The sequence below is a fragment of the Streptomyces inhibens genome, from assembly GCF_003389455.1.
Classification (GTDB): Bacteria; Actinomycetota; Actinomycetes; order Streptomycetales; family Streptomycetaceae; genus Streptomyces; species Streptomyces inhibens.
In genome coordinates this window covers 15,295-41,151 of sequence record NZ_QUAC01000484.1, presented here as the reverse complement: position 1 = coordinate 41,151, position 25,857 = coordinate 15,295, and the positions used below count along the sequence as shown (strand labels likewise).

24 protein-coding genes are annotated in these 25,857 nt (G+C 69.5%); 15 read left to right on the top strand and 9 right to left on the bottom strand.

Translation table 11 applies throughout. The features are described from left to right. Positions 1-46 precede the first annotated feature (46 nt). The 5 genes from DY245_RS43110 to DY245_RS43095 form a co-directional block, all read right to left on the bottom strand. Entirely contained in the window at positions 47-772 is a 726-nt protein-coding gene (locus tag DY245_RS43110) for a PDDEXK family nuclease (RefSeq protein WP_128512572.1), read from the bottom strand. A 142-nt stretch (positions 773-914) separates the two neighbouring features. Next, positions 915-1,460, bottom strand: coding sequence for a hypothetical protein (locus DY245_RS43105; RefSeq protein WP_128512571.1), 546 nt, complete (start codon positions 1,458-1,460; stop codon positions 915-917). A gap of 143 nt (positions 1,461-1,603) precedes the next feature. Beyond that, positions 1,604-2,581 (bottom strand): hypothetical protein, encoded by a 978-nt coding sequence (locus DY245_RS43100; RefSeq protein ID WP_128512570.1) that lies wholly within the window; start codon positions 2,579-2,581, stop codon positions 1,604-1,606. 212 nt (positions 2,582-2,793) lie between these two features. Next, complete coding sequence (locus DY245_RS45050; RefSeq protein WP_181924111.1) at positions 2,794-2,952, bottom strand: hypothetical protein; 159 nt, start codon at positions 2,950-2,952, stop codon at positions 2,794-2,796. A 212-nt stretch (positions 2,953-3,164) separates the two neighbouring features. Beyond that, a complete protein-coding gene (locus tag DY245_RS43095; RefSeq protein WP_128512569.1) occupies positions 3,165-3,770 on the bottom strand; it encodes a hypothetical protein in 606 nt (201 codons plus the stop codon). A gap of 420 nt (positions 3,771-4,190) precedes the next feature. Between DY245_RS43095 and DY245_RS43090 the strand changes: the two genes are divergently transcribed. Next, the gene (locus DY245_RS43090; protein WP_128512568.1) at positions 4,191-4,883 is read left to right on the top strand and encodes a hypothetical protein; all 693 of its coding nucleotides are present in this window, start codon (positions 4,191-4,193) and stop codon (positions 4,881-4,883) included. A gap of 171 nt (positions 4,884-5,054) precedes the next feature. Continuing rightward, a complete protein-coding gene (locus tag DY245_RS43085; RefSeq protein WP_244943630.1) occupies positions 5,055-5,618 on the top strand; it encodes a hypothetical protein in 564 nt (187 codons plus the stop codon). A gap of 7 nt (positions 5,619-5,625) precedes the next feature. On the opposite strand, the gene DY245_RS43080 is transcribed toward DY245_RS43085, so the two are convergent. Both DY245_RS43080 and DY245_RS43075 read right to left on the bottom strand, forming a co-directional pair. Continuing rightward, positions 5,626-5,814: a hypothetical protein gene (locus tag DY245_RS43080; RefSeq protein ID WP_128512567.1), complete on the bottom strand. Its 189-nt coding sequence runs from the start codon at positions 5,812-5,814 to the stop codon at positions 5,626-5,628. Between the two features lie 493 nt (positions 5,815-6,307). Further along, a complete protein-coding gene (locus DY245_RS43075; RefSeq protein ID WP_128512566.1) occupies positions 6,308-6,562 on the bottom strand; it encodes a hypothetical protein in 255 nt (84 codons plus the stop codon). 1,258 nt (positions 6,563-7,820) lie between these two features. Between DY245_RS43075 and DY245_RS48675 the strand changes: the two genes are divergently transcribed. The 9 genes from DY245_RS48675 to DY245_RS45575 all read left to right on the top strand — a co-directional run bounded on the left by DY245_RS48675 (position 7,821) and on the right by DY245_RS45575 (position 18,210). Further along, a complete protein-coding gene (locus tag DY245_RS48675) occupies positions 7,821-8,168 on the top strand; it encodes a hypothetical protein (protein WP_483409842.1) in 348 nt (115 codons plus the stop codon). 678 nt (positions 8,169-8,846) lie between these two features. Then, complete coding sequence (locus DY245_RS43070; protein ID WP_128512565.1) at positions 8,847-9,704, top strand: RNA polymerase sigma factor; 858 nt, start codon at positions 8,847-8,849, stop codon at positions 9,702-9,704. A 109-nt stretch (positions 9,705-9,813) separates the two neighbouring features. Further along, on the top strand, positions 9,814-10,095 hold the full coding sequence (locus DY245_RS43065; RefSeq protein WP_128512564.1) for a hypothetical protein: 282 nt from the start codon (positions 9,814-9,816) through the stop codon (positions 10,093-10,095). 154 nt (positions 10,096-10,249) lie between these two features. Beyond that, on the top strand, positions 10,250-11,263 hold the full coding sequence (locus DY245_RS43060) for a conjugal transfer protein (protein WP_244943629.1): 1,014 nt from the start codon (positions 10,250-10,252) through the stop codon (positions 11,261-11,263). A 15-nt stretch (positions 11,264-11,278) separates the two neighbouring features. Continuing rightward, positions 11,279-11,599 (top strand): hypothetical protein, encoded by a 321-nt coding sequence (locus tag DY245_RS43055; protein WP_128512563.1) that lies wholly within the window; start codon positions 11,279-11,281, stop codon positions 11,597-11,599. Further along, on the top strand, positions 11,596-12,219 hold the full coding sequence (locus DY245_RS43050) for a hypothetical protein (protein WP_128512562.1): 624 nt from the start codon (positions 11,596-11,598) through the stop codon (positions 12,217-12,219). The genes DY245_RS43055 and DY245_RS43050 overlap by 4 nt, the downstream gene beginning before the upstream one ends. Continuing rightward, positions 12,219-14,753: an ATP-binding protein gene (locus DY245_RS43045; RefSeq protein ID WP_128512561.1), complete on the top strand. Its 2,535-nt coding sequence runs from the start codon at positions 12,219-12,221 to the stop codon at positions 14,751-14,753. The genes DY245_RS43050 and DY245_RS43045 overlap by 1 nt, the downstream gene beginning before the upstream one ends. Beyond that, entirely contained in the window at positions 14,750-17,221 is a 2,472-nt protein-coding gene (locus DY245_RS43040) for a hypothetical protein (protein ID WP_128512560.1), read from the top strand. The genes DY245_RS43045 and DY245_RS43040 overlap by 4 nt, the downstream gene beginning before the upstream one ends. Beyond that, positions 17,218-18,210 carry a C40 family peptidase gene (locus tag DY245_RS45575; protein WP_220378009.1) on the top strand — a complete coding sequence of 331 codons (993 nt, stop codon included), beginning with the start codon at positions 17,218-17,220 and terminating at the stop codon, positions 18,208-18,210. Before DY245_RS43040 ends, DY245_RS45575 begins: the two co-directional genes overlap by 4 nt. A gap of 100 nt (positions 18,211-18,310) precedes the next feature. Here the strand turns inward: DY245_RS45575 and DY245_RS43030 are convergent, their stop codons facing one another. Next, positions 18,311-20,410, bottom strand: coding sequence for an NACHT domain-containing protein (locus tag DY245_RS43030; protein ID WP_128512559.1), 2,100 nt, complete (start codon positions 20,408-20,410; stop codon positions 18,311-18,313). A 497-nt stretch (positions 20,411-20,907) separates the two neighbouring features. Then, complete coding sequence (locus DY245_RS43025) at positions 20,908-21,186, bottom strand: hypothetical protein (RefSeq protein WP_128512558.1); 279 nt, start codon at positions 21,184-21,186, stop codon at positions 20,908-20,910. Positions 21,187-21,502: 316 nt separating this feature from the next. Between DY245_RS43025 and DY245_RS43020 the strand changes: the two genes are divergently transcribed. From DY245_RS43020 to DY245_RS43005, 4 genes are read left to right on the top strand one after another with little or no spacing between them, the layout of a single operon-like run. Further along, the gene (locus tag DY245_RS43020; protein ID WP_128512557.1) at positions 21,503-21,994 is read left to right on the top strand and encodes a hypothetical protein; all 492 of its coding nucleotides are present in this window, start codon (positions 21,503-21,505) and stop codon (positions 21,992-21,994) included. Next, positions 21,991-24,216 carry a type IV secretory system conjugative DNA transfer family protein gene (locus tag DY245_RS43015; protein ID WP_244943628.1) on the top strand — a complete coding sequence of 742 codons (2,226 nt, stop codon included), beginning with the start codon at positions 21,991-21,993 and terminating at the stop codon, positions 24,214-24,216. Before DY245_RS43020 ends, DY245_RS43015 begins: the two co-directional genes overlap by 4 nt. A gap of 23 nt (positions 24,217-24,239) precedes the next feature. Then, the gene (locus DY245_RS43010) at positions 24,240-25,217 is read left to right on the top strand and encodes a replication-relaxation family protein (protein WP_128512555.1); all 978 of its coding nucleotides are present in this window, start codon (positions 24,240-24,242) and stop codon (positions 25,215-25,217) included. A gap of 17 nt (positions 25,218-25,234) precedes the next feature. Then, a complete protein-coding gene (locus tag DY245_RS43005) occupies positions 25,235-25,852 on the top strand; it encodes a hypothetical protein (protein ID WP_128512554.1) in 618 nt (205 codons plus the stop codon). Positions 25,853-25,857: the final 5 nt, after the last annotated feature.

Here is a 25,857-nt window from a genome sequence, read left to right as displayed (position 1 = left end):
CACCGCGGCCGGCGAACTTCTCGCCGCGTGACCCAACGTCGATACGTCATCGGGAGAGCCGCGTGTTCCAGTTTGAGGAGCCCGGCCGACTAGCCGAGTCGCGCCCCGGACGGTCAGCCCCAGTCGTTCGGTCCCGCGGGGCGTATCCCTGGTCCTCCTCCACATCGAGCGGGGCGTACATGTGCGGAGGTTCCCAGCCGGTAGACAGCCCCTCGACGAACCGCAATGGCCGGTCCGCGCTGCGGTAGAGGACGGTGCACCCTTCCACCACGGCACGGCAGGCTCGGCAGCGCCAGGGGCGTCTCATGGTGATCCACTGGGCACGGTCGCAGCTGGGGCACGTCATGTAGTAGGCGGACGGACCGACTGGAGTGTCCCAGGCGACGTACCCGGCAGGCGGGCGCCGACCGGTCTCCAGGCCATCACTGGGAAAGGACTGCCGTCCGGCGATCACGAGTTCCCCGCCGGGCCAGCGACACGTGCACTCGCGCTCACAGCAGCAAGTTCGCACCCGGGCGAGTTCGGCGGCCTTCTCGATCCGCGGCACGTTCGGTCCCTTGACCTCCAGCCACACGCCGATCTCCGGAAGCCAGAAGTCGGGGATGTAGACAGCCCCGGAGGGCAGGGTGATCGTCTCCGGCTCGTACCGCCACTTGATACGGGCGCCGTTCAGGGTCTGGGCCCAGTCGGCCTCGAGGCGGGAGCGGAAGGTGGTGCCGCCGTACTCGGTGGGCACGGCTTCTATGCGGCCTTCTTCGGGAGATTCGGTCATGTGCGGCTCCGATCGGCAGTCGGCACGGAAGGGCGAAGGCATGACCGGGCCTTGGCGGCACCTCTTCCCGGTCTGCTCGACCAGCGAAGTCAGCGGAGTAGGCCCGCCGTTTGCGGCTGGTGCAAGATTCTTACCGGTGGTCTTACCAGTCCAGGCGCGGTCGGGGCCGCTGCGCCAGTTCAGCCTGCTCGGCGACGGCAAGGAGGCGTTCGGCGGTCTCTTCGCCGACCGTCTCGATGAGCCCCTCGATGCTGGATGCGATCAGGATCCAGGAGCGCCGAGGCAGCAGGCTCAGGCGGGCGATGGCATCCGCCAGCGCTCCCGCCTCCAACGCCATCATTGCCTGTACATCGGCAGAGTCCGTCTCCAGCGGCACTGTCGCCTCCCGCGCCAAGTCGGCGGAGACCGTCAGATCGTCGATCACCGTCACCCTGGTCGAGTTCTCGATCATGCCGGGCTCATAGATTCCTTTGAGCTCAAGGGCCTGGTGGACGGTGATGTCCGCCTCGGGGTAGCCGGCGGCCAGGAGGCGGCGCAGCGCGGCGTAGGCGGTGTGTGACTTGCCGGACCAGTGCGGCCCCAGGAGCAGCAGGCGGGCGGTGTCGCCAGCCAGGATGGTCGAGCACCACTGGGCTATGGCGGGGTGGTCGGTCTCGGCCTCGCGGAAAAGGGCGGGTATGACGGGCATCAGCTCAGCGTAGCTGGCGCGAACATGGGTGCTCAGCGGACCTTGGTGAGCAGTGCAGGCGTCAGGTCTTGGGGCCTCGGCGGAGTGGGGCCTGCGCCAGCTCGCCAGATGGGCTCCCAGTCGCACTTGCGTTGCCTTGGCCCTCAATTGCGAAGGTGGTGCAGGCTGAGGATCTCACCGCAGACGATGTAAGTGTTCAGGGCGCACAGATTGGATGTTTCGAAGGCCAGCGCTGCGTGGACGCCTTTGTTGGTCATGGTGTCAACGGCTACGAATCGGTCGTAGAGGCCGGCGACCATTGCTTCGGTCAGTTTGTTGGCCGACCTGCTCTCGACGGCCTGCTTGGTGAACTCGAACAGCCGGTTGCGGTGGTGGGCGTCGTCCAGGTTGTGGCCTGCGGCCGATGGCTGCTCTTGGGGCGGGAGCACGTGATCGACAACGGCTTTCAGGATGCGGCGGCACGTCGTAATGGCCTGCGACAACTCCTCGGTTGCGATCTGGGCGGGTGCGGTTTCCGCTGCTTCTTGGAGTCGCCGGTACACCGCGTTGAACTGCTGTAGCAATTCGGGAGCACCTTCCGCCAAGAGCTCGTCCACCTTGGTCCGGTACCCGCCGAAGATGGAGTCGTTGATGCTGGTGTAGCCGAACCGCCGTTCCCAGGAGCACAGCAAGGCGAAAGTTATGTGGCGAGTTCGAGCGAGCAGCCGAGTGGCACGCTCTCGCATCGTCAGGTCATGGTTGTAGCCGAGGGCCTTACCTTCCTTCTTAAGTGCGTCGATTTCCTTGATCCAGAACTCCAGCTCGGCCAGCGAGTGAGAGGTGAGCAGTTCTTCGTCGCCATGCTTCCGGTCGTTCACCCACGCGTGGTGAGCTTTCTCCGCCGGCCCCATCCCCTGCCCCCAGGTTGAGGGGTCCGCCATCAGCATGCGTGACGTCTCACCGTTGGTTTCGCGATCTCCACCAATGGGCCTGAGATCCAACGCCAGACGGACCGCGTACTTGGTGTCACCGGCCAAGTTTGCGATTCGCACGGCCCGCCGGACCGAGACTTCCAGTGGCTCCTCGTCAAACCTGTCCAGCGCCTTGCGCACGAGCCCGAGAATGTAATCGCTTGAGGTCACTCGACAACCGTAGGAATCCTCTTACCGCTCGCGCACCGGATTATCGGTTTTCGTTACCGGACCGCGTGCCCTGCCGTACTACCAACAACTCCTGGAGCACCACCGCCCCAACGGCGCCCGCCCGGGACCGGACGGGCACCGGACCCTCCGGGCCGCCCGCGCCTGAGGCTCACCTCAACAGCGTCGCGGGCCGGCCGTTCCCTGCTTGCAGGTCAGAGGCGGTGCCGGATGCGGTCCAGGTCTGCGTCGAGGACGGCCAGGTCGGGGTGGTCTCGCAGCTGCTGCTCGCGCGCCCAGTCGGCGAGGTCGGCTTTGTGCGCAGCGCGCACGGCGTCGAGGCTGACGCCGGTGAGGGTGGAGATGAGGCCCATCTTGGTGTCGTCGAGGCCGTTGTACCGGTTGGCGGGCGCGTAGATGCCGGCGGCGTCGGCGGCGTACTCGAAGCCGGCTGCGGTGAGTTTCTCGAACAGCCATCGCCGGAAGAAGGTGTCCTGGGTCGCCCAGGCGGGGTCGTAGTTGTCGTACTCGGGGTCGTCTTAGCCGGGGCCGATGATGGGCATGAGGTCTCTTTTCGAGTCGGTGATCAGCGGTAGGGGCTCCAGCCGCCGAAGCGGGCCATCAGCTTGCGGGCAGCGTCCTCGTTCAGGCCGAGGGCCGCGGCGGCCTGTTCGGCTGTCGCGTCGCGTCGGGCATCGTGGGCCGGCCAGTACCCGACTTGTGCGGCGGTCACCTCCATCCGGCGGGCTGCCCGGACAGCCGCCAGCGGTGAGATCTTGGCCAGCTTCTCGATCTCCTCGTGCAGTTGGGTCAGCAGGGAAGTGACCGTCTCCGGCAGGGGAATGGCCGACCGGTCCACCTCGGCGGTGTGCGTGTCCCAGTCCTCCATGCAGGTGTCCGCCGTTCCGTGAGCTGCCTCGATCAGCTTCTGCTCGCCGATCACGTCCCAGTCCAGGCGGTGTTCTGGGCCACTCCAGCCGCAGGAGCACACCGCGCGCAGTGCAGCCGCCCGCGGCCCGTGCGCGAGCCCGCCGTCGTAGACGCTCCACTCCGAGACCGACCGTCCGCCCGTACCGGAGATCATCCCGAACACGACGGGGGCCGGGACGGTGCCGTCGGCCAGGAGCACGCCGACCGCACCCCCGTGGGACGAGCCGAACTCCTCCGTCGTCCACGTCTCCCGCTCACCCATGACAGCCCTCCAGACGCTCTGCCCACACCCTTGGCGCCCCGAGCGGGCCCCGAGACGACGATGCCGCAGCACCGACGGGCCCACTACCGGATTCACCGAACGGGCGTGAAGCCAGATTCAAATCGGCGGACCGGGCCCACGGGCTCCGTGCGCCGCGGGCTCACAGCGCACTCCAGCCCCATCAACAACAAAATCCATCAGCTGCGTCCAGCAGTGCCGGCGAGTGGACGTAGGTAGACGGCCGCTGACTGCCCGGCCGGGCAGTCAGCGCCACCCGAGAGGGTGGATTTCCTTCGCGTACGTGGGCGCCCCTGATCGCAAAAGACCAACTCATCCATTTATTGGCACAGTTGACACTCTTAGAGATGTTCTGTCATGTTCTGTCCGCCCGATTCAGGGCGACGAGTGGGGAGGAAGCCGATGGCACGACGAGACGAGTACGACGAGGTCCAGGCCGCCCGGCGGCTGAAGGTGCCGGTCACGACCTGGCGGTGGGCGCGGCGCATCGGGCTGGTCCCGGAGCCGGATGTATCGGCCTGGCAGTGGTCGCGGGCGGCGGTGGAGGCGCTGGACGCCGGGGCGGTGCGGGCCGCGGAGCCACGGGAGTTGGTCAGTCCGTGGGAGGCGGGCAACCGGCTCGCGCAGGCCCTGGGCACGCCGAACGAGGCGGATCAGGTGCCGGCGGTGTCCGGGTACGCGGTGGAGCGGCTCATCGCGCTCGGCCTGCTGCTCGACCTGAGTCGCGACCACAAGTACCCGAAGCTCAACCCCGCCCAGGTCGCCGAGCTCAGCACCCGCGCGGACCTCCCCGAGATCCTGGCCCGTGAGACGCCGCTCGGGCCGGAGCAGGCCGCCGACCGGCTCGGCGTGCGCAGGGTCGACTTCGAGTGGATGCGCCGCCTGGGCTGGATCGAGCCGGTCTCCTACAGCCGGGTGCAGTTCGGCGCCACCAAGGCCGGCGCAGCGCACGTGCCCCGGTTCTCCACCGGCCACATCGACGACCTGCCCCAGCAGCACCCCGACATCGACTGGCCCGCACTGCGCACCCTGGGCAAGGGGCAACACTCCCCGCTCGCCGCTCTGTGCACCGGACGTGAGACGGCTTCGTCCTGACCGGCTGTGGATCGCTCGGACTGGTCGGCCCCGGCCTTATGCGTCCCGTCACGGGGCCGGGGCCTGCCCGCGCGCGCCACTCCGGCACGGGACGAAAGGAGACTAGCCCGTCCGGGTAGGCGCGGTGGTCGACTCCAACGGTCCGGGATGCGGCGCCGTTAGCGTGTGGTCATGGATGACACACCGATGCCCGAGCCGCTGCGCCGCGCGGTCCACGAGCTGGTCTCCGAGGCGGTTCTGAACTGCCAGGAGGTGCTGCGGTACACCGAGCCCGACCAGGCACACGACTGGAAGCGGATGACACTGATCCGGGCCACGGACGCGGCGGACACCATGGACATGGCCTCCATGCTGATCGCCGCGTACTGCCAGAAGACCGGCACTGCCTTGGACACGCTGGCGTCGTACCTGCAGACCCGGCAGCAGCGCAGCCGCGCGGCCGGCCCACAGGACAAGGACCGGGAAGAGCTCGCGGGCATTCTGAGCGACCCCGTTCCCGACCAAGATGACCAGGCGATGAGCCTTCAATTCTCGTGGGGCCAGCGGCACGCCAAACGCGCACTGACTCCCGAGGGCGACCCGCAGAAACTGTTCACCGAGGCATGCCTGTACGGGCTGCGCGCCAAGCTCTGCGACGACGTCGACTCCCTGGACAGCTACCTGCCGCCGCAGATGGCGGTCATGGCGCGCCGGGTCGCCGACGTCCTGGAGGAGCCGCAGCCGGCGCAGGCCTGACGTCAACTCACCGCCGGCGCCGGATGCGGGGCCGGCGGTGCTTACCGGTACCCGGCCACAGGAGCACCAGGCCGTAAGCCGCCGCCCGGCGGACGAGGGGGCTGAGTGCGGCGCCGACCATGTAGTCCTCGACTCCCGGGACGCCGCCAATCTCGACGACCAACCGGTGCAGTTCGTGACAAACCTCAACGATCATTCGAAATCCTTCAATTCGAGTGCTATCTGCTCACCCCTTCCAAGGCGTTCCGAGCGGTTCGCCAGTAGGGGCCGACCTCCGAGATGCCGCCGCGGCACGCGGATGTCCTGCGGGTTTGTCGGCCTGGCCCCGCCCGTTCGCCTGGTCGTGTGGGGCGGCGCGGTGGGGCGGACTACCAACAACGCCTGGAGCAGGGGTGGCTGCAGAACGGGGCGGCGCCGTCGTCGTTGGAGGGGTATGGAGCTCGCGGAGCAGGTCAGCGCCCTGCGGGATTCCGCCTGTGAAGTGTCGGAAGCCGTCCGGGTCTCGGGATGGCCGCCGTCGGCCGCGGCGGACGCGCTCGACACGATCGAGGTGGTCGTCTGGGCGCTCGGCCACCTCGAGCCGCCGGCCGAAGCCGCGCTGCCCCCCGCGCGGGATGCCCCCCGGGCTCTGCAGACACTCGCGACGGCAGCCCCCGCACCCGCGCAGGACAGGAAGAAGGCCCCCGTCGTCAGCCGGCGGCAGGGAAGACCGGATCGGCCGCACTCCCCAACTGGATCCACCGGGATATGCGGGTGGCCGAGCAGCTCTGGATGGACGCGCAGGAGGGACGGGGCGGGAACTGGCCGATCTCTTCGCCGCGCTGCCGGCATCGCTGATGATCGAAGCGGTGAACCGGCGCCGCCGAGGCGAGGACTGGCGGGTGGTGGTGGAAGAGCTGACCGGCGAACGCCCCCGGTGAGCCGAATGCGATGTCGTCGGCCACCCGGATCGGCCGCCGTTGTCCGGCAGCGGCAGTGCGGCGCGTGGCCGGTCCGGCCCCGGCCAGGGAGGGGGTAAGCGCGGAGGTAAGCGCTCGCCGCCGGTGGGATAAGCGGTCACACCTGTTCGGGTAAGCGATTGCCCCCACCGTGCTGCGGGCCGGTGGCCGATCGGCCACCCCGCCCGGTCACCGGGGTGCGTTGGGCTTGGCACCGCCACGCTGACTGGTAATCGGCCATGGCCGACGCCGGTATGTCGGTCATCGGATGCGCATCAGGGCGGCCGTGGCCGGTGCGGCACACCGGCCACCGCTCACACTTCACGCTTCCCGGCTGTCGACCAACCGGAACAGCCTCAGTGCCCACACTCGCCCTTCGCACACGTCGCAGTCGCAGGAGTGCATGGTCGCGCCGCCCTTCGATCCCGTGAGCCAGCGGCATGCCGGGGCACTTGAACCGGGAGGCCCGGCCGCCCTCCCTGGTCAGGAAGGCGGCCCGGCACCGCGAGCACTGGTAACGCTGCTCCGGGCGCTTGATCAGGTGGTGGGTCATCGGACTATCTCCCGTTGGGGCCGGGCCTCGTCGTGTTCGGGTCGCAGGGGAGCGAGGCCGACGCGCAGCACCCGGGCGCCGTCGCGGGCTTCCACGTGCAACGAGCGCCGCTGCCTGTGGTGCGCGCCCCACAGGGTGCGGCAATGGCCGACGGCCCCGCGCCCTGGCCGATGCGCCTGCCGTGCCGGGAGCATTCATCGGTCGGACAAGTACGCGTCGGCCAGGATGACCGCTCACGTCGCTCCAGCGAACCTGCCTCCTCAAGGCGGATACCCGCCTTGCTTGTGTCCCGGATACCCCAGGCACCACGCCGCACAGCGGATACCCGAATGCTTACCCCAACCCGGATACCCGCAGGTGAGCAGGGTTTATGCCCTGCGCGTCGGGCGCGGCCATCACAGCGCCGCAGCGCATCGGTCACCCTGCCGTGCGCTGCACACCGCACCGCCATGGCTGACCGGCCGCCGTCGGCCATGGCGTATGGCCGACGCTGGTATATCGGCCATCGGCCATGTAGCGGACCGGCCAGAGCTGATGCGACACGCACTCGGCCACCGCCCGTGCGCTCCTCATCGGCCATCGGCCACGATCAACTTCGTGTGACAGCCTCGCGCGGGTGGCTGACGTCTCGGTGCGCGGATGGCCGATCGAGCGGGGAGCCGTGCAACCTGGGTGAGGCTTCGCGCTACTTCCGATCCGCCGGAGTGAACGCTGCAGAGGGGCATCGGCGCGGATCCGCAGCCGGTCGCCATGCACCACCGCCAGGGCATCGTGCGCGGCGCCAGGAAGCGGCAGAGCACCCGCCGGGACGCGATCGAGGCACTGGCTGCCGGCGTCCAGCCTTGTTTCATGTGCCGGTCCGATCGTGGGCGCCGAGTCGACTCAGGAATCCCGTCGCGTGCCCCGGCGCGTTCCCCCTCCCACCGCGCGATGATCCGCGGATCCGGCCCACAGAACACATGCCGGAGTCGGCCGCCCTCACCAGCCGGAGCCTTCGAGGCGCTCCGGGCCCGCTTCGATGCCGCGCCGCCTCGCAGGCCGTGTCGCACCAGAAGCTGACGCGGTTCCGCTGGATCACGCACCGCGCCGCGCGGTCCCTAACGAAGAGAAAGGGCCTCTTCCTCCTGCTGAGGAAGAGGTGTCAGCAGCGGGAACCGCATACCCATATGCCCTGACCTGCACAGATGCACCTGAGTTCCAAAACGGCCTGGTACGCAGGGTGGTACGCAGGGTGGAACCTACGGTGGAACGCACCGTGGTACCCACGGCGGTACCCACGGTGGTACCGGCCCAGGCCGCTCCGAGCGGCACCGGCCATTCCGACAGGCCGGCTAGCAGCAGCCGCACGGGGCAGCGGAAACCGCCACCCCTCCACTGCGCAGTCAGGGCTCGACCCCGACGATCGTTCGCCTCCGCGGGGCCGTACCGCCAGTGGCAGCGCCAGCGCCGGGCCGCACGTGACACGGGCGTGGTGCCGCGCCAGCGCCTGATGCCGCTGAGGGTCGCTCGGCCGGGTTGTGGCCGACCCCGTTGGCGGCCGCACTGGCAGCTGGAGAAGCCATCAGCCACCCTCCGGGAAGCCCGACGCAGGCAGGTCCCTCTGCTCGGGGTGCGGGTACCCCACTGGTTACCCCGCTGGATACCCCAATTGACCTGCTCTTTTCCTCCTTTGGGGCAAGCAGTTTGGTAAGGGGCGATCAGCAGAGTTCACGGCAGTCGATCCGAAAGGAGCCTGCCGTGGATGCCGTACAGCCGACGTTGGTCACACGTCTGAACACCGAGTGGGAGTGGCTGTGCGCCAACCGCGGCAGCGCAGACCGCGTGCGTTCTTGGATGCTCGACGCCGGTGTGCTGGACGTCCACCAGGCCCCCGCCGATCTGGGTGAGCTGTGCACTCTTCTACGGAAGGGCGCCAAGCGCGACGAACCGGGGTTCATCGACGCCTGGATGGGTGTCCTGCTGCACCGGGTGAGCGCTGGCGACGGGCGGGATGCGGACCTGGCCGCCCGCGTGCTGGTCCAGGCGATGCTCCCGCACGCCTGCGGCATGCTGCGCGGCTGTGTGCGCAGCGGCGAGGACATCGAGGACGTGGCGCAGGTGGTGATCGCCTCCCTGTGGGAGGCGGTGCGCACCTTCCCGATTGCGCGGCGGCCGCGGAAGGTCGCGGCGGGCCTGCGGCTGGAGTTGTGGCACCGGGTTTCGCGGGAGCTCAAGCGGGAGCTGGCGCCCTCTGAGCATCTGGATGAGACGTGGGCGGCGGCGCTTCCGGGTGGTGTCGAGCCTGAGGACGCTGTCGAGCCGGTGTTGCTGGCGCGGGCCGCCGAGGAGTTCGGGCTTCAGGAAGCAGCGAGTGCGGTGGAGGAGCTGGAGGGGGCCCGCGGCGAAATGGTGGCGCTCCTGGTGTGGGCGCTGGAGTGCGAGGTGCTCACGACGGAGGCGGCGTCCGGGATCTGCGACCACTACCGCGAGGGTGCGCCGCAGGATGCCGCGGCGGCGTCGGCGTGGGGGGTGAGCCCGGTGGCGCTGCGTCGTCGGCGTAGCCGGGCGGTGGCGCGACTGCGGCAGGCGGCGCCGCAGTGGGTCGAGGCGGCGTGAGGAAGCCGTCAGAAGTTTTTCGGGCCCTGTGTCACATCAGGGCCGATCCCGCTCCCTTCTCTGTGTGTGCGGGGGGATTCCGCGCACCGACACAGCGGAGGGAGCCGACGTGAGTGAGGGGCTGGGGCATGAGGGAGAAGCGGTGGAGCTGAAGGCAGAGGAGTTGCGGCTGGTGGCGATTCGCCGACGGGCGACGCAGCTGGCGGTCGCCTTGGTGACGGAGCCGTTCTCGGCCGACACCCACGAGCAGTTGCAGTCGTACGTGGAGCGGGACGCCGATGAAGCGCAGGTGCTCGTGCGGGAGGTGCTGGCGCTTCCGCCGGCGCGGCTGCGCGAGCGGATCGCCGAGCTGACCCGGTCCAAGACCGTGCAGGGCGAGGTGACGGCGTGAAGACGATCTTCGGCCCTGCGGGCCACGGCAAGAGCCAGGTCCTGAAGGCGGCACTCAGGTACCAGTTGGCGGCCACTCGCCTCGACGGTCAGCGCATCTGGGTTCTGGACCCGACGGGTACCTGGGGACATCTGCTCCGGAAAGGGCCGCGGTCATGAAGTGGCGCCGCAAGGAAGAGCAGACCCCACCAATGGAGGAGTCCGCCCCGCCGGACACAGGGTGGGCCACCACGTCGATGTCGACGGGTGCCATGGCGAACTGGACGGCCGTGGTGCGGTGGAGCGCCTGGGGCCTGCTGCTGACAGGTCCGCTGCTGGGCGGCTGGGCTCTGGCCTCGGCTACGACGCCGGTGGCCGTGCCCACGCGGGCGGAGGCGCCGCGGGTGCAGCCGGCGTCGTCGGATGCGGTGGCACCGGCTGGCTTCGCCGAGGTGTACGTCGCCGCCTATGTGAAGGCCGGCGACAGTGACGCGGACGCGGAGGAGCTCGCGGCGTTCTATCCGGCGGCGCGTTCGATGTCGTGGTCGGCGGAGGGCGGGGAGGAGCGCGCGGAGTCGGCGTCGGCGGTGCAGGTGCGGCAGGTCTCGGCCGGCTACTGGTCGGTGACGGTGGCCGCGCGGATCACCGGCTCGGCTAAGGACTCCGACAGCGTCCGGTATTTCCAGGTGCCGGTGAGGGCCACCGGCGGCCGCGGGGCTTCGGGTTGGACGGCTGCGGCGCTGCCTGCCGAGGTCGCGGCCCCGACCGGCTCCAAGGGTGCAGCTCCTGAGCTGTCGTACGGATCGGCGCACGTGCCACTGGATTCCGATCCGGCGGTGCAGACCGTTCGCGGCTTCCTGGCGGCGTACCTAACGGGTCGGGGCGAGTTGGACCGCTACCTCTCCCCTGGTACAGCGCTGCACGCGGTGCGGCCGGCTCCGTACACGGCGGTGACCGTCACGCAGATCGCCGACCACGGCCAAGGCCCGGCCGAAGGCGCCGAAGCCCAGACCCCGCCCGACGGTGTCCAGCGCCGGCTCCTGGTCGACGTCGAAGGCGACGGCAAGCACACCAGCAGCCGGCCCATGACGTACGCGCTCGAACTGCGCGCCCGCGACGGCCGATGGGAAGTCGCCTCGCTCGAAGCCGCGCCCGCCCTCGCGACGTCCCCCAACTCTTCAGATTCTTAAGGAAAGGCACGGCTCATGAACGAGCTCATGCAGATGGCAGGGGCCATCTCCGACGCCAACAGCCTCGTCAGCCAGCTCAAGAACTTCTTTCTCGTGGGCGTGCTGGGGCTGATGTATGTCGTCTCGATCGCCTTTGTGTGGGGGCAGACCAAGAGCGTGCTGAAGGCTGGCGTCGCTGCCATCGGTGGTGCGGTGGTCCTGGCCGTCGTCGTCAACATGACCGTGCTGCGGGACAAGATCGGCGAGGACATCAAGAACCCCTCCGGTGGCACAGCGGCCCCGGCCGCGGCCCGCGTCGTCGACCACATCGATCCGCTGGACGGCGGCCGACGATGAGCACAACCGCCGCTTCGCCGGAGCCGCTGATCGGCCGGTGCTTCACCAAGGCGCGCAAGCACACCCTGGTGGTGGGGCACTGGCCCGGCGGCGGCCGAATCTGGGGCGGCCCCTACACGGTCCCGCAGATCATCGTCGCCGCGGCGGCCTTCGCGGCGGCCTTCCTCACCCGTGGACTGTGGGCGCACCACGGCCTGGTCGACGTCCTGCCGCTGATCGGTGTGCCCTACGCGCTCGCGCTGGCCGTGGGGCGGATCCACGTCGATGGGCGTAACCCGCTGTCTGTTGCCGTCAGCGCGCTCGGTCTGGCAGCGAGCGGCAGCTCGGGCCGGTTGGACGGCCGTCCCGTGCGCCAGCGCCGAAGTGGCGCGTTGGTGGGCATCTGCACTCTCACCTGGCAGCCGCCGAACGAACCCGGCCGCGCAGCCGCACCACTGGCGGCTGGCCATTCCCTCGACAAGCCGGTGCGCCCGGCTCCCGCACCCGCCGTCTCAAAGAACATGCCGGCCGCCGGTCGGCCGGTGGCCGAAGTCCCTGTGGTGCGGGTGGCGTCCGGCGTCGGCGCGCTGCTCGCGGCACGGGCCGCGAGGACCACGAACACGAACGAGCAGGGGCAGTAATGCGCATTCCCGTACGGCACATCGCCGGAAACGTCATCTGGACCCGCCACGGCACGTGCTGGGCGCTGTGGCGAGTGGAAGGCAGCGGTCACACGCAGTCCTCCCGCACCGTCAAGGAACGCCGGCTGCGCGCCCTGGAGGCTTTGGTCAAGCAGCTGCGCGGCGAGGCGATGCTGCTGAGCTTGTGTCCGCAGGTCGACCCGGCCGAGGTCGTCCGCAAGATGACCGATGGTGTCGACCTGGCCGCCTCTGAGCGCTACGAGCAGCTGGCGACGCGAGTGTGGGACCAGCTGGACCGCATGGAGCTGACCAGCCGCGCGGACTGGCTGGCCGTCCCACTGCCCGTCGGCACCAAGAGGCAGGCAGCAGCCATGGCGATCGATGCGGCCCGCGCGGAGATGGCCCTGCAACTGGGCCTGCTGCCCGCACCGGTCAGCGCCCGTGAGGAAGTGCGCCGGCTACGGCAGGCGCAGGACCTCGCGGCGACCTGGCCCTCGACGGTGTCGCTGCGGCCCGCGACCGAGGCCGAGATTCTGTGGATCTACGGGCACAGCGCCCGGCGCGGAGTGCTGGAGCCCCTGCTGCCCGACCCGGAGCAGAGCGCCGGGCGCGGCCGCGGCCGTGGCGCAGCAGCGCTGGGGCAGGTGGTCCTGGCCGAGGGCGCCCTTCCCGCCGCCGACAGCAGCGACGAAGCCGACGCGCACCGGGGCCGGTTCGGACGGCGCTGGCTGCAGGTGAGCACCGAGTGGGGCGAATCCTACCAAACGGTCTTGGCCCTGTCGGAGATGCCCGAGCGGTTCGTCTTCCCGGGCAGCGAGTACCTCGTCGCCTTGGACGAGTTCGCCTTTCCCGTGGACTGGGCGATGCGAATCAAAGTCACGCCCGGCGATGTCGCAGAGGCCAAGGCCCGTCGGCAGGCACGCGAGTTGGCGGGCCAGGCCGGTGAGTACGAAGGCGAGACGGCCGGTGTCCCCTCAAGGGTGCTGGACGCCGCGGACGGGATGGACGAATACCGCACCGCCATCACCAGCTCGAAGACCGAAGTCGAGGTCCAGGCGATGGGCGCGCTGTGCGTCTGGGGCGCCACCCCAGCCGAGGCCGAAGCCCGCGCAGCCGACCTCCAAACGCACTTCGCCGGCAACGACTACACCTTCACCCGCCCACTCGGTGAACAGGAGAACCTCTGGTACGGGATGCTTCCGGGCGCCCGTACTCCGAAGGTCATGGCTTCCTACGCGCAGGTGCTCCTCGCGCGGGACTTCGCGATGGCCGGCGCGTTCGCCGGCAGCACGCTCGGCGACGCCAAGGGCCCGCTGTACGGGCTGCAGCTGGCCGGCGGCGGCACCCGGCCCGTGTTGACCGACTGGTCGCTGGGCCCGCAGAAGTCGGCATCCGCGTCCGCGGCGTACGTCGGTGAACTCGGCGGTGGCAAGAGCGTCGCGATGAAGTCCGCCGTCTACGGCCTCCTCGCCGCCGGCCGGAAGACGGGACAGCCGGGAAGCCGGGGCCGGGCGGTCATCGTCGACCGCACTCCGCAGCAGGAGTGGGTCCGCTTCGCCAAGGCGTGCCCTGGTACCACCCAGGTCATCACGATCGACGACCAGGCGCAGGTTTCCCTCGATCCGCTGCGCACCATCCGCGACGCCAGCCAGGCGCAGCGCCGTACGGAGTCGTTCCTGACGCTGCTGCTGGGCATCGGCCCCATGAGTGACCAGGGCATCGCGTTGTCGGAGGCGATCGAGGCAACGCTGGCCGGGCCGGCGCCGTCCATGGCAGCGCTGGTCAGCGAACTGCAGGCGCGCGGCAAGCGCGATGCGACCTCGAACGCCGTGGCGCGCAAGCTCACCTCGGTGGCCCGCAAGGACCTGGCCCGCACCATCTTCGACCCGTCCTTGCCGGTGGTGGACACCACGCGGGCCGATTCGATCGTTTTCGCCACTGCCAACTTGGCCCTGCCCAAGGAGCATGAGCTGGCGGCCGACCGGCTGTCGACGTTGGAGTTCGAGAAGGTCTTCGGCCGGGCGGCGCTGTACCTCATCGCGGCGCTGTGCCGCGAAGTCTGCTTCGCCAATCCCCGCGAGTTCTGCGTGGCCGTGTGGGACGAGTGCTGGTGGCTGACCTCCTCCCCCGAGGGCATGGGCCTGCTCCTGGAGCTCGTTCGCGACGGACGCAAGCACAACGCCGGCTGCCTTGTCGGGTCGCACGACGGCGAGGACATCGGCCCGGAGGCGAGCGCCACCGGGCAGGTCATCCGCGGGCTCTTTCCCAGAAAGTTCCTGTTCCGGCAGACCGACGTCGCCCTCGCCAAACGCGGGCTGCAGTTCCTCGACCTCGACCCGGCCGACGAGGACCTGGTGGAGCTGGTCGCCACCGGACTGTCCCCGATGGACGTGGCCGACGAGGTCCGGGCGCAGCGTGCCGGTGAGTGTCTGCACCGCGACTTGTATGGGCGGATCGGCGGGATGCAGGTCGTCATCCCGGCCGACTCCGAGGCGGCTGCCGCCATTCACTCCGACCCGGCGCTCGCGGCATGAGGTGGCTGCGCCTGGCCGGGCAGACGGCGTGGATAGGGCGGCGGGGAGTCTGGCGGCTGGTGCTGGTGCTGTGCGCCGCGGCCGTTCTCACCACGGCGATGGCCGCGCACGCGGCCGCGGCCCCCGAGCCCACGCCCTCCGTATCGACATCGACCAGCGCGCAGCCTTCCCCCTCCGGCGCCGGGACGCCCGGATCGCCGGACCAGAAGCCGGCGCCGGACGGGCGTGCGGGCGTGGCCTACGAGGACACCGCGCAGGGCAAGGCGGCCGCGAAGAAGGCACTGCAGGAGAAGAAGGAGAGCCTGCGCAAGAAGCTGCACCGGCTGGGCATCGGCAAGGACGACCTGCTGGACAGCTTCCATGTCACCGATGAGCACGGCATCCCCGTCAGCGCGTTCAAGGTGGACTCCGAGAGCGGCGAGTGGTCCGACTGGGACCTGAAGGTCGAAGAGTGGCTGACCAGCCTGCTGTTCATGTGCACCAAGTGGCTGGTGGCCTTCGCCTGCTGGCTGCTCACCTGGGCCCTCGGCTTCAAGCTGGCCTCGCTGCTCCTCAAGCCCGCCTTGGCGGTGTCGGACTCCCTCTACAACAGCGTTCTGCTCCAGATGGGCTTGCCCAGCCTGTTCCTCGCTTTCAGCGGCACCGTCGCGGCGTGGCACTTCTTCTTCGGTGACCGCTCCCGCGGCTGGGGCGAGCTCACGGCGTCCCTGCTGATCTCCGCGCTCGCGGTCACCACCCTCGCCTCGCCGCCCCAGACGCTGCTCCGCCCCGACGGCGCGGTGGGCAAGGCGCGCGACCTGGGGGTCGCCGTGGCCGCCATCGTCATGGGCGACCAGGACCCCACCGGACGCTCGGCGACCGACACCGTTGCCGGCATCACCACACCGATCACCGACGAAATCGTCAACGCCTTCGTGGTGCAGCCCTCACAAGTGCTCACCTACGGCCAGACGTTCACCGACGACACCAAGGACAAGTGCGCGTCGCAGTTCACGTCCTCCCGGATCGAGACGGCCTTCGTCAACCAGCAGGTCGCCAAGCAGACCAAGGCCATCAAGGACATGCCAGGCGCCGGGGACATCCTCCTGCCCGGGATCGGCGGCAAGATCGACGACGTCGTCAAGGACAAGGCAGCGCAGTGGGGCGTGGACACCTTCGGGACCAAGCCCGACGCCAAGTTCGAGAAGGCCTGCGTCAGCGGCAACGCCAAGGAGGCGAAGAAAGCCTCCGTGGACAAGCTCGCCGGAGCCTTCTTCATGCTCCTGGCAGCGCTGCTGGTCTGCGTGCTCATCATTGGGCTCGCCGGCGGCTACCTGGCCGCCCAGGCATGGCTCGCCGCCGAGGCGATGCTGCTGCGCTGCGCGCTGATCGCCGGCACCCTGCCGGGGCCCGGCCGGGCGTGGCTGTGGTCGCGGGGCGCCGCGATCGCCCGCGGCCTGGCCCTGCTTGTCGGCCTCGTGGTGGGTCTCGGGGTGTTCGTCGTCGCGGTCACCGCCGTGGTCTCCGCTGCCCCACGCGACATTCCCGGCGGCATCGTCGTCCGCTTCGTCATCCTCGACATCCTTTGTGTCGGCGCGATCATTTTCCGCAAGCGCCTGGTCCGCCGTTCGCAGCAGGTGGCCGCCCGGCTCAAAGCCCGTGTCGGAGCCTCCAAGCTCGGTGGCGCAGCCGCCCCGTCCGACCTCGGCTCCGGTGGTGGCCAGCGCGGCACCCTGGGCAAGATCGGCGGAGCCGCACTGATGCTCGGGCTGATGGCGGCTACCGGCGGCACCGCCGGGGCGGTCGGCGGCGGTCTGGGCCGGGCAGGCGGTGCTCGCGCGCTCACCGGGCGTCTGGCCAAGGGCGCCGGAAGTCTGGCGCGTGGCGCCGAAAGGACGGTGCGTGCGGGAGCCCGAAGCGGCATGCGGGTCGGCCGCTTCGGGCTGAAGGGCACGGTGGGGCTGCCCGTTTACGGACCGCGCGCCGTACGACGCACGGCGGCCGCCGTTCAGGCCGTGCCGGGCCAGGTCACCACCGCGGCCGCCCAGCTCAAAGACCGCCTCGACGCCGCGCGGAATGTGTATGAGCCGCAGATGCGGGACTTCACCGACGAGTACTGGCGCGGCATCGGCGGCCGCTGGATCAGCAACCGCGTCCGTGCCCGCCGTGGCCTGCCGCCGCTGCCCTCCCGCCCCTCGGGCCGCTCGGCCCGCCGAACCACCGGTCCTCTCTCCCCGGCGGCGCGACGTGCGCCAGGCCGGCCGCCCAACCCGGCACCAGCGGCGTCGCCGCGGCGCAGCCGTCGGCCGCAGATGGTGCCGCAGCGGCCACTGACCCCGCCGGCGTCCAGCCAGCAGGCGAGCCTGCAGCAGCGCCTCCACCGCATCCGCACCCGCGCCGCCACGGCCAATCAGCCCGTCACCCCGCCCGCACCGCCGCGCCGCCAGCCCCCACCGCCCCGGCCCACACGGCCCCGGAGGCGTTCGTGAAGAAGCCCGCCATCGCTACCGGCGTCGGCCTCGGCACAACAGCCTTCGCACTGATCGGCGTGCTGGTGCTGTTCATCGCCGCTGTCGCCAACGGCCACCAGCTGGAGCAGGGCGCAGCCGGATCGCAGATCTCGATGCAGGGCGGCCAGGTCGGCGACATCCCCCCGCAGATGCTGGCCCTCTACCGGCAGGCGGCGCCGGCCGCCTGCCGCGGGCTGGACTGGTCGGTGCTCGCCGCGATCGGCAAGGTCGAGACCGACCACGCCCGCCACCCCACCATGCGTTCGCACGCGGGCGCGGTCGGGCCGATGCAGTTCCTTCCGAGCACGTTCAAGGGGTACGCGTACCCGGTGCCGCCCGACGGGGCCAACCCGCCGACGCCCTGGGACGCGACCGATGCGGTGTATGCCGCGGCGCGGATGCTGTGCGCCAACGGCGCCAAGTCCGGCACCAGCCAGGGGGTGTACAAGGCGATCTACTCCTACAACCACGCCGACTGGTACGTGCGCAAGGTCCTCACCCAGGCCAAGGCGTACGCGGCCTCGCAGCCCAGTGCGCCCGACTCGAATGCTGACGTTGGCTCCAACGCGATCGTCCAGGCCGCGTACTCCCAGCTCGGTGTCCCCTATGTGTGGGGCGGCGGCACCATCAACGGGAAGTCCGGCGGAGGGTTCGACTGCTCCGGGCTGACGTCGTACGCCGTCTATCAAGGCACCGGTCACAAGGTGAAGTTGCCGCGCACCTCACAGGAGCAGCGCCACGTCGGCGCCTCTGTCCCGCGCGACGAGATGCAGCCGGGCGACCTCATCGTCTTCAACAAGGACGGCTGGGGACACGTAGGGATCTACGCCGGCGGAAACCGCATGATCGACGCACCAAAACCCGGCAAATCAGTCGAGGTCATCAGTCTGGCCGGGTACTGGGAGAACTACGCGTGGGACATCCGCCGCGTCGGATGGGCTAGTGACGAAATGGGTGACCTGAGGTGACGAAATGTGGACTCTCGCGCGAGCGTGCGGATTTCGTAAAAGAAGTTGGAGAATACGCTCGTCAGGGTGACTGGCCTTCTCCAGGTCCGTTCGGCCATCGTTATGGGCCAGTATTCCGTCTTGGGTGGATGGCATATTCTCTGGACGCCTCGGCGTTTGCGAGGTGGTCCTGGAGTTCGCGGTGCCTGAACTGGTAGGCGTTCCCGGCGATCCGGAGCAGGCCGGCGTCGGAGGACCAGGCGAGGAAGCGCCCAAGGCGCCATGGCAGGCTTCCGCGTGCACAGAGCAAGGTGGCGAAATAGCGGCGCCAGGCTCCGGCCCAGATGATCCCGCCGAGAACTCCGCCCAGAGCTCCCAGGACGCTTCCAATAGTCGCCACGTAAGTAAGGGACGACCCAAAACGTGGGTCGATTGCGGTTATGACCGTCAACGCGAGGGTGAAACTGACCCCAATGCTGAAGCCGAGCTTCATGCCCGAACGCAGATCCGCCCGGACAAGGGTGTTCGGCCCCTTGCTGGATGCCGCGGCCTCCAGATTCCGCCGAAGTCCGAAAGCGAAGCCCCCGATCAGGGTGATAGGGAAGAACCCAATCAGGCTATCGACGATCTCGTAGCCAGGTGAGTACCCAGGGCTGAGGAAGAACGGCAAGACGTCGGCCAGTGAAAGGGCGAGGGCTGCGATGACGCCGACAATGACCGGTCCGACGACGGCGCGCCGTCCCTCCGGCGTACGGAGCCGTCCGAGGGAGACGCTTTTGGGGACGGGCCAGGTTGTTCTGGCAGAAACGCAGATCCAGCTGACGGTCAGCAGCGCCATGACCATGAGTTCGGGGATGTATGTGTGATCGCCAATGGCCAAGTACACCAGCCAAGACAGAAGGGGCAGGCCGGTGATGCTGCTGATTGCGACGTCGACTGCTCGGGCACGCATCCCGACAATCGGCCAGAGCCGGTGCAGAATCAGGTCGGTGCCGGACAGCACATGGCCGCCCATGGTGCGGCGTTCACGGGCGTTGTCAGTCAGGTAGCGGGCGAGAAGCCCGAGCCAGCGCCCGATCTGCTCCGGTCGGTAGTCGCGATTGCCTGCGCGCTTGTGCAGTTCGCGGGCGGCGGGCACGAAGCGGTCAAGGAGGCGGCTGCGCAGCGCCTCAGGGTCGGTGAAACGGAGCAGCTCCATGGGGTCGCCTTCGGCTTCGTAGACGGTCACCGCCAGGGTCAGCAGCCACGGGGTGGACAGCACATGGGCGGCTGCTCCCTGCGGGTTCTGACGCGCGCCGTCGACGACCGGCTGCCAATCGGCGGGGGTCAAGACCCTGGCGGCAACGAAGCGCCGGGCCTGCTCAGCGGTCACGGATGACACGTCGATGCGGGCTGCGTCAAGGAGACGAACTCTCGCCGCCAGCGCGTCGTAGGTGGCGGCCCGGCAGGTCACCACCAGGGGCGCCGTTTGACGGCCAGCCTGGTACCGGTTGAGGCCGGCCAGGGCTGCAGCAGCGCGGCACGGTCCGCCGTCGCCTACTTCGGCATCCATTTCGTCCAGACCATCCAGCACCGGCAGGACACAGCGCCGGTCAATCAAGCGCTGCGCGGTCGTCCTGCTCAACTGGTACGTATCCGTGAGCTCACCGGTCATCCACTCGTCCAGCGGCTGGGTAGTGTCCCAGCCGGCCAGGGCCATGCGAACCGGTACGGGTTCACCAGCTTCCCGCTTCTCGAACAGGCTCAGCATGAGTTCGACGGCCAGGACAGTTTTACCCGCCCCCGCGGCCCCAGTAATAAGCAGCCGCCGGGGCTGAAGGCGACGGTAGTAGTCCCTGATCTCGCTCAGACGACCGGTGGGCGCCGCACCAACAGCTACCCGGGACGGAGCAGCGCAGAAAGTGAAGGCGACGTCGATGGGCTGGTTGTCGCCGCCCAGCAACCGGGTGCGCTGCGCCAATTCACTTGCCTCCACCACTTCGGCAAGCTTCCGTGCCGCTTGGACGAGGTCGACCTCGGACGACGGCTTGAGCATCTTCGCCGCCGCACCGGACACAGGCAACAGCGCGACTAACAGCCCGAACACACCCACCTTGTCGGACGTCGTCAGGTCGCCGCTGATGAACGTGACCACGGCCCAGAAACCGACAGCCAGGCACGCCGAGGCGAGCAGCAGTCCGCCTGAATATCGAAACCATTCCCGCTGCCATGCGCCTTTCACCTCTCATAACATGCCCGCCCGCCCCATCCGGCGCGGGAGCGCCGCGCTGGAGCCGAGCCGGGAACCACCCTCACAGCTCACGCCCCCGACCACCCGCTGAACGCACGCCTCATCCATTGCTCCTAGTACATGTCCGGTCGTCGTCAACGCGGAGGTGGCGTCCGCGGTATTGGCGATACCGAAGTCGCAGATCTTCACGCGGTCGCCGGGCCGCTCGGCGCTCACCCACCAGACTTCACCCCTCCGCCAACGAGGAGAGCTACGGAGCACAGATCCACACTCGAACGAACTTCCGTAAAGGAACCGTCTGAAGCCAGCCAAGCTGGGTACCCACCCGCCACTCTGCGGACGACGCCTCCCTGCGCAACGCAAGAACGGCCACATCCGCTGCCGCGACAAACCTCCAAGGGAGCCGCCCCGGGATGACGGACGTCTCTGTCCGCCCCAGGGCTCGTCGGACCGCCTCTACTCACCGTGCTGGTGGTGGAGGTGGGCGCTCAGCGCGTCTGCCGACGGCGACGCCGGCGAACGCCCGGCAGGGAGATCATCAGCGTTTCGACAGCGATCAGAAACAGGAACACCGCGATTCTCACAGGGCTGAGGGCCGATCCGCCAAGGGGAAGCAGCTGAGCCAGGTTCCACAAGAGAAGGGCCACGGCACCGGCAAGGAGAACCCACACGACGCGGGGATGGCTGAGCCACCAACAGCCCACCGCCGCTTTGCGCAAGACGACCGCCGCGATCAGCCAGGCAGCCGACACGAACGCCATCGCCACGTGGGGAATCAAAGCTCTTCCAATTCTTCGAGGTCACCGCTGGTGCGGCCTCTCACGAGCGTACGAGCGAAAGCAGCCGGCAGTGCATGGCCCGGCTCGGTCGGCGCTTCATGCTCGCCCCTTGTCCGGCCATCACCGGTGCAGTCGGCGATCCGTGCGGGGCCGCTCGCCCAGCGAAGGGAGAAAAAGACGAGCCCGGGTGTCACATCGAGAGGGATTCGACTCCCTTCTCTGTATTGAGGCGGCAAGGTGTGCCGCCCGGCGAGGAGGCACAGATGAATCCGCAGGGAGTCACGACGAGCCAGCGGGAACTGTGGTGACCGGCATCCTGCCGCGTACGTCGGAGGCGGGGCACTGGCTGTGGGCGCTGGTGGAGGCCGGTCTGGCGAGCCTGTGGTGGATCGTCCTTGTTGGCCTTGCGGCTGTGGGTGTGTGGGTTGCAGTCGCGGTGTGGGGGCGCCGGCGGGCGGTGCGCGAGCTTGCCGGCCGTACGCGGGTGGAGCTGGTGCCGGCGGCCCCGTTCGACCCGGAGTTGCTGGAGGTGGGTCGCGTGGCGGGCCGGCTGGCCAGTGTGCGTTCGGCGAGCGGGATGCTTCCCCGGCGCGCGGCCGCGGTGCGTGTACGGGTCGTGGCAGGTGAGGAGGGGCGTTTGCACTACTGGTGGGAGGGGCCGGAGCGGTCGGCTGGAGTGTTGCGGCAATCTGGGTACCGGCGGGTCGAAGTTGTCGCTCCTCGTGCTCCCTCCGAGCGACGGTGGCGCATCCGGTTCGTTGATGCTGCGCCGCTGAAGCGGGGTGGTTCGTGGTGAGCACCGTCAACCTGACCAAGCCCGCCGCCAAGGACAGCAGCGTCGACGGGCCGCGTTACGTGGCGCGGGCCGAGCTGGTGCTGGCCGGGCCGGATCACCGCCCGCTGGGCAAGGCCGGGCTGGACCCCGACCCTTTGGAGCACTTGGCGGCCGTGTTCGCCCAGGTGCGCACCGAGGCTGGTGAAGCGGCCGAGCTGGTCGTCGACCTGGTCCCAGTGCCCGGCCGACAGGTGGCCCGGCGGCGCCGTGCCTTGATGCGTCGCGCTACCCGGCGCGGGCCGTCTGCGTTCGGAGAGCAGCTCGGCGGGGGCGGCTGCGCGGGCGGCGTGATGGAAGTCCTGCGCGACGGCCTGGGCGTCTCCGCGGGTGGAGGTGCCAAGCGGGCGGCGCGGGTGCCGCGGCAGAGTGACCTGTCCGAGGGGGTAGGGAAGTTCACGCCCGGTGCGGATGCGCAGGTGTTCGCCGTGCAGGTGCTGGTGCGTTGTGTGGCCCGGCATCCGCAGCAGGCGCAGGCTCGCCTGCATCAGATGCTGGCGGCGATGGAGGCATTCAGCGGAGAGAACCGGTTCGTGCCGGTCGGCCCGAAGTGGGGCCCGTGGCGTCGGTATTCAAATACGTGGTGGCTGCGGCACCGTTTCGACCGAAGGCTGGAACGGGGGGACTTCGCGCCCGCCCGTCGGCAGTGGGTGACGTGGCAGGAGATCGCCGGGCTGCTCAAGCCGCCCACCGCCCGCTGCGACGCACCCAATGTGACCCGCTGCGGCGGGGTGGTTCCGCCGGCGCCGGCCGCACTGCCGACCTGGACCGGGCAGCGTGATGTCCTGCCGCTGGGCCGGGTGACGGGCCCCGACGGCAACGAGCGGCTGGCAGGCGCCTACGCGAAAGATGTGCTCTTCGGTGCCTCCTACGGAAAGTCGGGGTTCGGGAAGACGGAGAAGGCGCTCGTGGAGTGCTTGGCCCGTGCCTATGCCGGCGACGGGGCCTGGTTCCTCGACCCGCACGGTGCGGCGTGGCAGCGGGCCCGCCCCTACTTGGCGCACCCCGCGGCCGCTGGCCGGGTGTGGGAGATCAACCTGGCCCGCCCGGCCATGGACGATCGGATGGCGTGTTGGAACGCGCTCTCGATGGAGGGCCGGGTCATCGAGGAGGTCCAGGACGTCGTCGGCTCCGTGGTGGGGGCGATTGCCTCGGCCCATGCCTGGGGGGAGAACGCCACTCGCGCGAGGACGATCCTGTCCAGCGCGGCACGCACGCTTGCTCACCTCTCTCACCACATGGTGAGCACGGGGCATCCGGAGCTGCAGCCGACCATCTTCCAGATCAAGACGCTGTTGGAGGACGAGGAATGGCGTGAGACGGCACTGTCGGTCCTGGGTCCGGGTGAAGCCGTCTTCTGGCGCAAGTCCTTCCCCAACCTGGAATCCTCCGCCGTCAACCCGGTGACCAACGCCCTCTACCGGCTCGACAACTCGCTGTCCCTGAAGGCGTTCCTGGGTTCGCCCCGGTCGGCGTATGACGTGCGGCGGGCGATGGATGAGCGGCAGGTCGTGTTCGTGTGCCCGTCCGGGACCGGAGAGAGCGACGAGCTGGTCACCGCGCTGCTGCTGTTCGACCTGTTCCGGGCGGGCGCCTCCCGCATCGACACCCCGGTCGAGGACCTGGCGACGTTCTGGGCGTGGGCGGACGAGCTGACCGCAGTCGACGGAGCCTCCCACGGCCACATCGCCAAGATCTTGGAACAGCTGCGGAAATTTGAGGTGCGCTTCATGGGGATGACGCAGATGGCGATGCGGCTGTCCAACGAGACCCGGGCCGCCCTCATGCAGAACCAGTCGCTGTTGTCGGCGACGGCCGCAGACTTCGACGAGGCCGGCTTCGTGGCCAAACGCCTGCCGGGCATCGACGCGGAGACGGTCCTGGGCCTGGACAAGTACGAGTACATCCAGTCGGTCATGCTCCGCGGCAAGCGCACCACGCCCTTCAGGGTCCGCGGCGTCCCGGTGGATGAGGTCTACGCCGACTACCGCAACGAAGCGGGGCTGCCGGCCCTGGATGCGGCGATCGACAAGAACCTGGACCGCCGCACGGTCGGCGAAATCCTCGCCACCCAGCGCGGCCTGGACGACGCGATCCTCGCCCACCTCACCACCCGCCGGACACCACCACCGCGCCCGTCCGGCCACAGTTCCGGCGACGTGGTCCGCACGCTCCGCCCCGTCTGACCCCTCCCGCAGAAAGGCTTCCGATGCCACGCCCACGCTTCCTGAACCCCACCGATCGGGGTCTGTCCCAGCTCGGACAGGAGATCCTGCCCGTGCTCTACCGCCACCGGCTGCTGACCGCCGAACAGCTCACCCAGCTCCTGCGCCCTGCGGCCACCTCCACCCGCTACATCCGCCGGCAGCTGGAGGTACTCCACGGCCGCGGCCTGGTCGATGCATCGGTCCGCCGCACCAGCCGCGCCGGCGAACTCCTCTGGTACACCACCGCGCTGGGATGCGAGGTCGTCGAGAGCGGCGGCGAGCTCGCGCCGCGGGCCTACCGCATGACCGAGGACGCAGCTGTCAGCCAGCTGCAGGAGCACACCCTGGCCGTCAACAACATGGGGCTGGCGTTCGTGACCCACGCCCGGCGCCTCGGTGACGAGTGCGGCCCGCTGGACTGGGACCCCGAAGTCGCCCACCGCGTCCGCGACGGCGACAGCCGCATGGGCGACGAGGCATTCCTGGTGCCCGACGCGGTGCTCCGCTACATCCACACCACCCCCACCGGCGACGGTGGGCAGCAGCAGCGGATGCTGCTGACGTTCTTCTGCGAGATCGACCGCGCCACAATGAGCATCGCCCGCCTGGCCGCGAAGCTGCACGCCTACGCCCGCTACGCCCGCTACATCCCCCAGCCGCCCCTGGGCCGCGGCCGCCCGAAGGCAGGCGGGTACCGGCGGGAGGCATGGCGCGCCCGCTACCCGAGCTTCCCCCGGATCCTGCTCGTACTGGACGGCGCCTCACAGAGCCAGCTGTCGAAGCGCACCGACGATCTGCGGGCCCTGGCGGCCGCGGACGCACGTCTGCTACCGGCCGCAGACCTGCAGGCCGGAGTGACCACCCTCAAACAGCTCCGCGTCCACGGGCCGTTCGCGCCGATCGTCACGCCCGTCCTCGGTGATCCCGAGCCGACCGATGTCCTGCTGCGCCCGTCTGCCGCTGCCGCGTCGGTGGCCTGAGTCGAGGAGAGACAGACATGTTGAACTTCTTTCGCCGTGCGCGCCGCAGCGTGCCGGCCGAGTCCATGGGCGTTGCCGTTGTCGACGTCACTGTCTTCCCGGACCGTCATACCGAGCGTTGCGCGGACTTCGCCGTGGTCTCTCAGCCGCTGGGGCCTTTGGTGACCGAGATGATCGCCCTGCACACGCACACACGGCATCTGTCGTGGCTGTCCGAACGGGAGCAGTGCCCGGACTCCTACCGGCTGCTGGCCCGCTCCATCTTCCGTGAGGTGCTGGCCGGCTGGCGAAACCAGACCGATGGCCGCGGCACGATTGACGATCTCCTGATCGACGACGCCCGCCGCACCCGCCGCGGTCGCGTGCCGGAGCAGCAGGATGCGCGGGCATCGGAGCCTGCCGCCTCTCGCCGCGTTCCGGATCCTGAGGAGGCGGTGCCGGCGCAACCGGCACCCGAGCAGTGGTGGTCGCAAAGGACGTTCGAGGGAGAAGTCGAGGCCAAGACGCCGGCACCACCGATGTCGGATTCCAGCCCCATCTCTCGTGAGGCTGATCTTGGAGCATCTGAGCTGGCACAATCGGCGCCCCGGCAGGGTGCGGCGCCCTGGTGGTCGCATGCGAGGGGGCAGCAGTGAGGAAG